This is a genomic window from Streptomyces sp. NPDC005195, assembly GCF_040608315.1.
In the GTDB taxonomy this organism is placed as follows: Bacteria; Actinomycetota; Actinomycetes; order Streptomycetales; family Streptomycetaceae; genus Streptomyces; species Streptomyces kaempferi.
In genome coordinates, this window is sequence record NZ_JBEXHZ010000358.1 from 1 (window position 1) to 1,275 (window position 1,275).

Annotated in this window: 1 protein-coding gene; it reads left to right on the forward strand. The window is 66.7% G+C overall.

All coding sequences use genetic code 11. The annotated features are described in order from the left end of the window. The first annotated feature begins 121 nt into the window (after positions 1 to 121). Complete coding sequence (locus ABZV34_RS39645) at positions 122 to 1,240, forward strand: IS630 family transposase (protein ID WP_356288214.1); 1,119 nt, start codon at positions 122 to 124, stop codon at positions 1,238 to 1,240. Positions 1,241 to 1,275 lie beyond the last annotated feature (35 nt).

Consider the following 1,275-nt stretch of genomic DNA (forward strand, 5'->3'; position numbering starts at 1 on the left):
CTAGTGCGTTGTCCACGAACGTTGGCCGGGTCGGGTGACCGGGTGGTTGGTGTTCGTGGTGCTCGTTCTGTCAGCCTCACTCTCGATGGCAACGTGGTCGCTGTTGAGGGTGAGGTCGTGGATGGCAGAGCCGGTCAGGGCACGGCGGTTGACGGATGAAGAGGGGCAGAAGCTGCAGCGGATCGTCCGACGGGGCAGACATGAGTCGGTGCGGGTCCGACGGGCACTGATCATCATGGCGTCGGCATCGGGGACCCCGGTGACGGCGATCGCCCGGCTGGTCGCTGCTCATGAGGACACCGTTCGAGACGTTGTCCATGCGTTCAACGAGAGGGGCCTGGCCGCGCTGGACCCTCGGTGGGCGGGAGGCCGTCCCCGCCTGATCGGCGACGATGAACGCGAGTTCATCATCGCGACGGCCAAGACCCGCCCGGCGGCGCTGGGGCGTCCGTTCACGCACTGGAGTCTTCGCAAGCTCGCCGACCACCTGGCGCGCAATCGGGTCCGGACGGTGAAGATCGGCCGGGAACGATTACGGCAGATCCTGCACGAGCACGGGATCTCCTTCCAGCGCACGCGAACCTGGAAGGAGTCCAAGGATCCCGACAAGGACATCAAGCTCGACCGCATTGAGCACGTGACCAGGCATTTCCCGGATCGCTGCTTCGCCTTCGACCAGTTCGGGCCGCTGTCGATCCGGCCCTGCCACGGCGCCTCCTGGGCCGGGGAGAAGAAGCCGGACCGGCTGCCGGCCACCTATCACCGCACCCACGGCATCCGCTACTTCCACGGCTGCTACTCCTTCGGCGACGACCAGTTGTGGGGCGTGACCCGGCGCCGCAAAGGCGGCGACCACAGCCTCGCGGCACTGAAGTCGATCCGTGCCGCCCGGCCCGACGGCGCACCCATCTACGTGATCATGGATAACCTCTCGGCGAACAAGACGCCAGCGATCCGGGCCTGGGCGGACAAGAACAAGGTCGAGTTGTGCCTGACGCCGACCAGCGCGTCATGGGCCAACCCCATCGAGGCCCAGTTCGGACCCCTACGGAACTTCGTCATCGGCGGTTCCGACCACCCGAACCACACCGTCCTGGCCCGGAAGCTGCAGGACTACCTACGGTGGCGCAACGCGCATGCCCGTCACCCTGACGTCCTGGCCGCCCAACGCCGCGAACGCGCCAAGGTCCGCAGCGAACGCCAGCAACGCTGGGGACGGCCACGGCCTCAAGCCGCCTAAACAACCCCGGCAAACGTTCGTGGACAACGCACTAG